Genomic DNA, 7437 nt, shown 5'->3' with positions numbered 1-7437 from the left:
GGACCTGCCCGCGCTGGAGTCGGTGCTCGCCGAACTGGACGGCTGCCGTTGGACGTTCCACCGGGCGATCGACCGCGCAGCCGACCGGGACGCGCTGCGCAAGCGGCTCTGCGACCTCCCCGGCCTGGACACGTATCTCACGGCGGGGTCGGCGGCCGGCGTGGACGAGGGCCTGCCGACGCTGCTCGCGGAGGCGGCCCGGCGCGGCGAGCCCGGTTACGAGCCACGGCTCCTCGTCGGCGGCGGCCTGCGTCTGGACCACGTACCGCGGTTGCGGGCGGCGGGCGTCGACGCCTTCCACATCGGCGGCGCGGCACGGCCCGGCGGCTGGGACGTACCGGTCTCGGCGGAGGCGGTACGGGAGTGGCGCACGGCGCTGGATGCCGCCTGAGCCGAGCCCTCCCCGGTCTCCGCCGGGGCGCCTACTTGCTCTCCAGCTTCCCCAACGAGTCGAGGCCCGCGTCCAGTGCGGTGGCCGCCGTCTGCCGGCCGGTGTCCTCGGGGTCGAGGGCGCTGCGCAGGAACGCCGAGGTGAGCTGCTGGATCAGCGCCACGCGCGCGGGGTTCTCGTCCGTCGTCGCGGCGACCCCGTATCCGGTGATGCCTCCGAGCGAGTGCTCCGCCCCGAACAGCGTGAGCAGGCTCTTGTTTCCCGGGCTGTAGGTGTAGGGGTCGATGAACCAGTCCGGTCCCCGGGTGGACAGCAGGGACTGGTCGTGGTCCCCGGCGACGATGAGGGCCGGCCTGGTCATGGTGTCGAAGGACGGCTTCATGAAGGAGAAGTGCTCTTCGGCGAACGGGGTGAGGTCGTCGCCCAGGCCGGTCAGGGCGAGCAGCACACCCGCCTTGACGCGGGCGTCGGACATGTCCTCTCCGGGTACGCCGTCGGAGCCGAGGACGCGCGCACCCAGCAGCGTGCTCGCTGTCTGGGCTCCCCAGGAGTGGCCGGCGACGGCGATGCGGTCCCGGTCGAGGCGCCCGGCGAGGCCCGGCACGGCGGCTTCCAGGACATCGAGCCCGTCCAGCACCCGCTTGAGGTCCTCGATACGGAAGCGCCAGATCCGCGGCGTACGGGGATCGTCGGCGGGGAGGTCGAGCGTCCTGGAGTCGAGGTGGGTGGGCCGCAGGACCACGAAGCCCTGGGCGGTCCAGAAGTCCGCCAGCGGGGCGTAGTCGTCCATCGACTGGCCGAAGCCGTGCGAGAAGACGATGACGGGCAGATCGCGGCCGGTCGCGGGGGCGGACACATGGACCTGGAGGTCCTCGCCGCGGCCCGGAGCGGCGAGGACGACCGGCCTCGCGGACACCACCAAGGTCGGTGCGTCCACCTTCTTCTGTGCTGTTTGTGCTGTTTGTGCGTTCGCGGTGTTCGTGTCGGGCATGGAAGTGACTTCCGTTCGGTGAGGGTCATCGGCCGGAGCGGGGCGGCGATGGACAGTCCGGTGCCGTGGTCTGTCATCATGAGCAAAGCGGAACGTCGCTCCGATTCATTCGACAATACGGAGCAAGGTTCCGTTTCGCAAGCTCATCGCAGACTCATGGCAAGCTCATGGAAGGAGCGGCACGGTGAACGAGAGCGGTCAGAGCACGGGAAGCGCGGCGGAATCAAAGCGCAAGGACGCCCGGCGCAACCGCCGGACCCTGCTGGAGGCGGCCGCCACGGTCTTCGTCACCTCGGGCGTGGAAGCACCGGTCCGCGACATCGCAGCCGCGGCCGGCGTCGGGATGGGCACGATCTACCGCCACTTCCCCACCCGGGCGGACCTCGTCATCGCCGTCTACCACCACCAGATCGACGCCTGTGCCGAGGCGGGGCCTGCCCTGCTGGCGGCCGGCCCGACAGCGCACGCCGCCCTCGGCCAGTGGGTGGACCTCTTCGTCGACTTCCTGGTCACCAAGCACGGGCTCGCGGCGGCGCTGCAGGCCGACAACGCCCGCTTCGAGACGCTGCACGCCTACTTCCTCGACCGCCTGCTGCCGGTGTGCGGCCAGCTCCTGGACGCCGCCGTCGCCGCCGGTGAGATCCGCCCCGGCATCGAGGCCCTGCAACTCATGCACGGCATCGGAAACCTCTGCATCGGCGCCGACAGCGACCCCGGTTACGAGGCACGCAAACTGGTCGCGCTCCTCGTCGCGGGCCTACGTCAACCGTGCTGACTACGCCTCGCCGGCCAGCTGGGCGGGCAGCGGCGTCGCGTGGGTCACGATCAGGCCGGAGACCGCGCGGGTCAGGGTGACGTACAGGCGGCGCAGGCCCGTTCGTTCGTCCGGTTCGGCGTCCACGACGGCCTGGGGTTCGTCCAGGACCACGTAGTCGTACTCCAGGCCCTTGGCGAGGGACGCCGGTACGAGGGTGAGGCGGGCGGTGAGAGTCGTCTCCTCGCCGGGCGCGAGGTGGGCGAGGCCCGCCTTCGTCAGGGCCTCGGACAGCAGCGGTACGCGCGTGTCGGCCGCGATCAGCCCAACCGAACCCTCGTGGCGCAGCAACTCCTCGCAGGCCGCGACCACTTCGGTGGCGTCCGCGGTGGCGTCCGTGGTGGCGTCCGTGGTGGTCTCGCGGACGGGGGCCTCACGGACGGGGGTCTCACGGACGGTGGTTTCGCGGACCTCGAAGAAGCCCGGGTTCTCCCGGACCGACGCCACCGGCGCCAGGCCCGGCGCGATGTACGGCAGCAGCCGGGACGCGTACGTGATGACGTCCGTCGGCACGCGGAAACCGGCCGTCAGTTCCTCGACGACCGCCTCCCGCTTGCCGAGATGGGCCAACGCCTCGTCCCAGCTCCGCGTCGCCCAGGGCGTCGTGCCCTGCGCCAGATCACCGAGCACGGTCGCCGAACCGGTCGTGCAGCGCCGCCCCACCGCCCGGTACTGCATGGGCGACAGGTCCTGCGCCTCGTCGAGCACCACATGCCCCAGGGAGTGCGTGCGTTGTACGAGGTCGGTGGCCTCGTCGATCAGTACGGCGTCCGCGGCGGCCCACTTGGCGGACCTCACCGACCGTACGGGCTTCGCCCACCGGATCGTCTCCTGCTCCTCCTTCGTGAGGACGCCCTCCGCGTGCGCGGCCAGGAAGTCCGCGTCGGACAGCAGCCGGAACACGAGCTTCGCCGGATCGACCGGCGGCCAGATCGCCTTCACCGCCGCCTTCACCGCGGGGTTGCGGGCGACGGCGTCCTGCACGCGGTCGTCCGGAGCCTCGCCGGACCGTTCCATCTGCACGAGGACGGCGTGCGCGATGCGCTGCGGCAGGGCCTCGCGGGCGGCGCCGTACCGGATCTCCCGGTCCAGCAACTCCTGGACGATGTCCGCCAGTTCGTACGCCGGTACCCGCCAGCGCCGGGAACCGCGGACCACCACGACGGGCTCGGTCGGCATGGTCACGTGTGCGCGGACGGCCCGGCGCAGCACCTCGGCCATCCGCGCGTCGCCCTTCACGACGGCTGCCGGGGCCTCGTCCCTGCCCCGTACCTCCACGTGCGCGACCAGGTCGTCGACCGTGGCCTGCTTGACCGCCAGCTCGCCCAGCGCGGGCAGCACCTGCTCGATGTAGTGGAGGAAGGACGCGTTGGGCCCGATGACCAGGGTGCCGGTCCTGGCGAGCCGCTCGCGGTGGGCGTAGAGGAGGTACGCGACCCGGTGCAGACCGACGGCCGTCTTGCCGGTGCCGGGGCCGCCCTGCACACAGACGGTGCCGCCGAGACCGGACCGTACGATCTCGTCCTGCTCCGGCTGGATCGTCGCCACGATGTCGCGCATCGGGCCCACGCGCGGGCGCTCGATCTCCTGCTGGAGCAGCTTGCTCGTGGCTGCCGTCTCCGATGAATCGGCGGGGTCGGAGAGGTGCTCGTCCTCGTACGCGGTGAGGTCGCCGCCGGTGTACCCGAAGCGGCGGCGCAGCGCGACGTCCATCGGGGTCTTCTTGGAGGCCCGGTAGAAGGGCTGCGACACCGGGGCACGCCAGTCGATCACCATCGGGTCGCCGGCAGGGTCGTGCACATGCCGGCGGCCGATATAGAAGCGCTCGCCCTGCGCGCCCTCCGCCTGCTCGGCGCCGGGGGCGTGCAGGTAGTCGAGGCGGCCGAAGAACAGCGGGGTGTGGGACAGGTCGGCCAGCGCCTTGATGCGCTCGTCGATCTGGCGGCCCAGAACCTCCGCGTTGACCCAGTTCGCGGTGACGTCCCGGATGTCGAGCGACTGGACGTCCTCACGCATCGAACGCAGCGCGGCGCGGGAGTGCGCGAGGTGGGCGCGCTCCCGGGAGAGGGGGTCGGTCTCGTCGGACGGCATGGCAGATGGCACGGCGGAGTCGGACGGGGTGGACACGGGGTGTTGCCTCCGGAGCCTGCGAGAACAGCCAGGACCCTGGTGGGTCCCGCTGAGTGGCGGTGGGCCGGCCGGTTTCCGTCCGGGCGGCGGCGCTCCACGACGGGAGGCGGGCAAGAGAGAAGATCCTAGGCGAGCCGGGGCGACCGGAGCCAATTGTTTTTCCCGTACGCCCGAGCCGGCCGTTTTCCGGTACACCCGAACCGGTCGCCTTTCCCATACGCCAGGCGCGGTCCCCTAGGGGATGCCATCCCCCTCCCTGCGGGGGAGAGGTCGGTCTGTGGTCGTACGTGGCGAGCGAGGAGGCTCGGTCCGTAGACCGATGAAAGTGGAGCGCCCGAATTCCACTATGGATGCATGAGTACTGCGACTTTCACCCCGGCCCCTGTCCGCCACAGTGCGCCGCCCGGCGCGACCGCCCTGCGAGGCAGTCACCGCCACCGCCTCGGTGACGCCCTGCGCGCCGTCAAGGTCTTCGCCGGCGCCACCTTCGGAGTGGTCCTCCTCGGCGAGTACGGCGAGGAGGCGGGCGTACGCCGCCGGTAGGCGACGACCAGCTGTCAGCTGTCGGCTGGTTTGTCGGCTAGCTGTCCGCCAGCAGCTCGTCCGCGTCCACGATCCGGTACGCGTAGCCCTGTTCGGCCAGGAAGCGCTGGCGGTGGGCCGCGAAGTCCTGGTCGACGGTGTCGCGGGCCACGACCGAGTAGAAGTGGGCCTGGTGGCCGTCCGCCTTCGGGCGCAGCACGCGGCCGAGGCGCTGAGCCTCCTCCTGACGGGAGCCGAAGGTGCCCGACACCTGGATGGCGACCGTCGCCTCCGGCAGGTCGATGGAGAAGTTCGCGACCTTGGAGACGACCAGAACGCTGATCTCACCCTGCCGGAACGCCTCGAAGAGCTTCTCGCGCTGCGCGTTCGACGTCTCGCCCTTGATGACCGGTGCGTTCAGGTGCTCGCCCAGTTCGTCGAGCTGATCGATGTACTGGCCGATGACGAGCGTCTGCATCCCCGCGAACCGGCGGACCAGCGCCTCCGTGACCTTCCGCTTCGTCGCCGTCGTCGCGCAGAAGCGGTACTTCTCCTCCGTCTCGGCGGTCGCGTACGCCAGCCGCTCGGAGTCCGTGAGGTTCACCCGGACCTCGACACAGTCGGCCGGCGCGATGTATCCCTGCGCCTCGATCTCCTTCCAGGGCGCGTCGAAACGCTTCGGCCCGATGAGGGAGAATACGTCAGACTCACGGCCGTCCTCGCGCACCAGCGTGGCCGTCAGACCGAGCCGGCGGCGCGCCTGGAGGTCGGCGGTGAACTTGAAGACCGGCGCGGGCAGCAGATGCACCTCGTCGTAGATGATCAGCCCCCAGTCGCGGGAGTCGAACAGCTCCAGGTGCGGGTAGACACCCTTCCGCTTCGTCGTCAGCACCTGGTACGTCGCGATGGTGACCGGCCGGATCTCCTTGCGCGTACCGCTGTACTCGCCGATCTCCTCCTCGGTGAGGCTCGTGCGCTTGATCAGCTCGTGCTTCCACTGCCGGGCCGAGACGGTGTTCGTGACGAGGATGAGCGTGGTGGCCTTCGCCTCGGCCATGGCGCCCGCCCCGACCAGCGTCTTCCCGGCGCCGCAGGGGAGCACGACCACGCCTGAGCCGCCGTGCCAGAAGTTCTCCACCGCCTGCTTCTGGTAGGGCCGCAGGGACCAGCCGTCCTCGGCGAGGCTGATGGCGTGCGCCTCCCCGTCCACGTACCCGGCGAGGTCCTCGGCCGGCCAGCCCAGCCTCAGCAGCGTCTGCTTGATCTGCCCCCGCTCGGAGGGGTGCACGGCCACGGTGTCCGGGTCGATCCGGTTGCCCACGAGCGGCATGATCCGCTTCGAGCGCAGGATCTCCTCAAGCACGGGCCGGTCGGTGGTGGTGAGGACGAGCCCGTGGGCCGGGTGCTTGCTCAGGGTGAGCCGGCCGTAGCGGTCCATCGTCTCCGCGATGTCGACCAGCAGCGCGTGCGGCACCGGATAGCGGCTGTACTGCACGAGCGCGTCCACGACCTGCTCGGCGTCGTGCCCGGCCGCGCGCGCGTTCCACAGCCCGAGCGGCGTCACCCGGTAGGTGTGGATGTGCTCGGGTGCGCGCTCCAGCTCGGCGAAGGGAGCTATGACCCGACGGCACTCGTCCGCCAGCTCGTGATCGACCTCCAGGAGGAGGGTCTTGTCGGACTGGACGATGAGTGGACCATTCACGCGCGTCCCCTTCTGCACAGCCGTGCGATGTGCACGGCCAAACGTCCAGTGTGCCTGATCGCCGGCGCCCGCCGTTGTGAACTCTCTGCGCCCGCTGTCGCGAGCTCTCGGTGCCCGCCGCCGCGGACGGCCGGTGCCCGCCGCCGCGGACAACCGGCTCCTGTGACCTGTCCTACTGAATGTCTATTCATTCCAATGAGTGGCCTGAATTCAGATTTGCGGCCTCGGCCTGTGAAGAATGGCGATCGCGCAGGTTACTGCCCAGCTCACCGCCCAGGTCACCGCCGAGGGAGAGCCCACCGTTGTCCGGTAACAGCCATGCCCAGCCGTCCGCGCCGCTGCCCGCCGCATCCCCGCCGACCACGACACTCGGATACGCGCTCTTCGCCACCCGCTGGCTCCAGGCCCCGCTGTACTTCGGTCTGGTGGCCGCCCAGGGCGTGTACGTCTACAAGTTCTTCAACGAGCTGTGGAATTTAATCCTTCGGTGCGTGACCGGGCAGGCGGACGAGACGTACGTGATGCTCGCGGTGCTGAAGCTGGTCGACGTCGTCATGATCGCCAACCTGCTCATCATGGTGATCGTCGGCGGATACGAGACGTTCGTCTCGCGCATCGGGCTCCAAGGTCACCGCGACCAGCCGGAATGGCTCTCACACGTCAACTCCAACGTGCTCAAGGTCAAGCTCGCCACCGCCATCGTGGGCATCTCGTCCGTGCATCTGCTCCAGATGTTCGTGGACGTGCACCACACCTCGCACCACTCACTGCTGTGGGGGACGGTCATCCACATGGCGTTCATCGCCTCGGCGGCGATCCTGGCCTATATGTCGGGTCCGATGGCGGAGCAGGGGCACCGGTCGGGCAAGGGGCACGCGGAGGGGGCG

Annotated in this window: 7 protein-coding genes; 4 read left to right on the top strand and 3 right to left on the bottom strand. The window is 70.2% G+C overall.

Annotated elements, in window-relative coordinates:
• Positions 1-391: copper homeostasis protein CutC (locus tag AOK01_RS23305; RefSeq protein WP_281181415.1), on the top strand; the 391-nt coding region annotated here is incomplete at its 5' end.
• Between the two features lie 31 nt (positions 392-422).
• Here the strand turns inward: AOK01_RS23305 and AOK01_RS23300 are convergent.
• The gene (locus AOK01_RS23300) at positions 423-1382 is read right to left on the bottom strand and encodes an alpha/beta hydrolase family protein (protein ID WP_055514811.1); all 960 of its coding nucleotides are present in this window, start codon (positions 1380-1382) and stop codon (positions 423-425) included.
• A 184-nt stretch (positions 1383-1566) separates the two neighbouring features.
• Here AOK01_RS23300 and AOK01_RS23295 point away from each other — a divergent pair, with 184 nt between their 5' ends.
• Complete coding sequence (locus AOK01_RS23295) at positions 1567-2157, top strand: TetR/AcrR family transcriptional regulator (RefSeq protein WP_055514809.1); 591 nt, start codon at positions 1567-1569, stop codon at positions 2155-2157.
• Here AOK01_RS23295 and AOK01_RS23290 read toward each other — a convergent pair whose 3' ends face one another.
• A complete protein-coding gene (locus AOK01_RS23290) occupies positions 2158-4287 on the bottom strand; it encodes a HelD family protein (protein ID WP_055514815.1) in 2130 nt (709 codons plus the stop codon).
• 393 nt (positions 4288-4680) lie between these two features.
• On the opposite strand from AOK01_RS23290, the gene AOK01_RS23285 reads away from it, so the two are divergent.
• Positions 4681-4869, top strand: a complete 189-nt coding sequence (locus AOK01_RS23285) for a hypothetical protein (protein WP_055514807.1) — start codon at positions 4681-4683, stop codon at positions 4867-4869.
• Between the two features lie 37 nt (positions 4870-4906).
• Here AOK01_RS23285 and AOK01_RS23280 read toward each other — a convergent pair whose 3' ends face one another.
• Positions 4907-6550, bottom strand: coding sequence for a DNA repair helicase XPB (locus AOK01_RS23280; RefSeq protein WP_055514813.1), 1644 nt, complete (start codon positions 6548-6550; stop codon positions 4907-4909).
• Positions 6551-6888: 338 nt separating this feature from the next.
• Here AOK01_RS23280 and AOK01_RS23275 point away from each other — a divergent pair.
• On the top strand, positions 6889-7437 hold a 549-nt coding region (locus AOK01_RS23275), incomplete at its 3' end, for a TIGR00645 family protein (RefSeq protein WP_157871447.1).

This window comes from Streptomyces aurantiacus (assembly GCF_001418335.1).
Taxonomy (GTDB): Bacteria; Actinomycetota; Actinomycetes; order Streptomycetales; family Streptomycetaceae; genus Streptomyces; species Streptomyces aurantiacus.
This window is presented reverse-complemented; position numbering and strand designations above follow the sequence as displayed.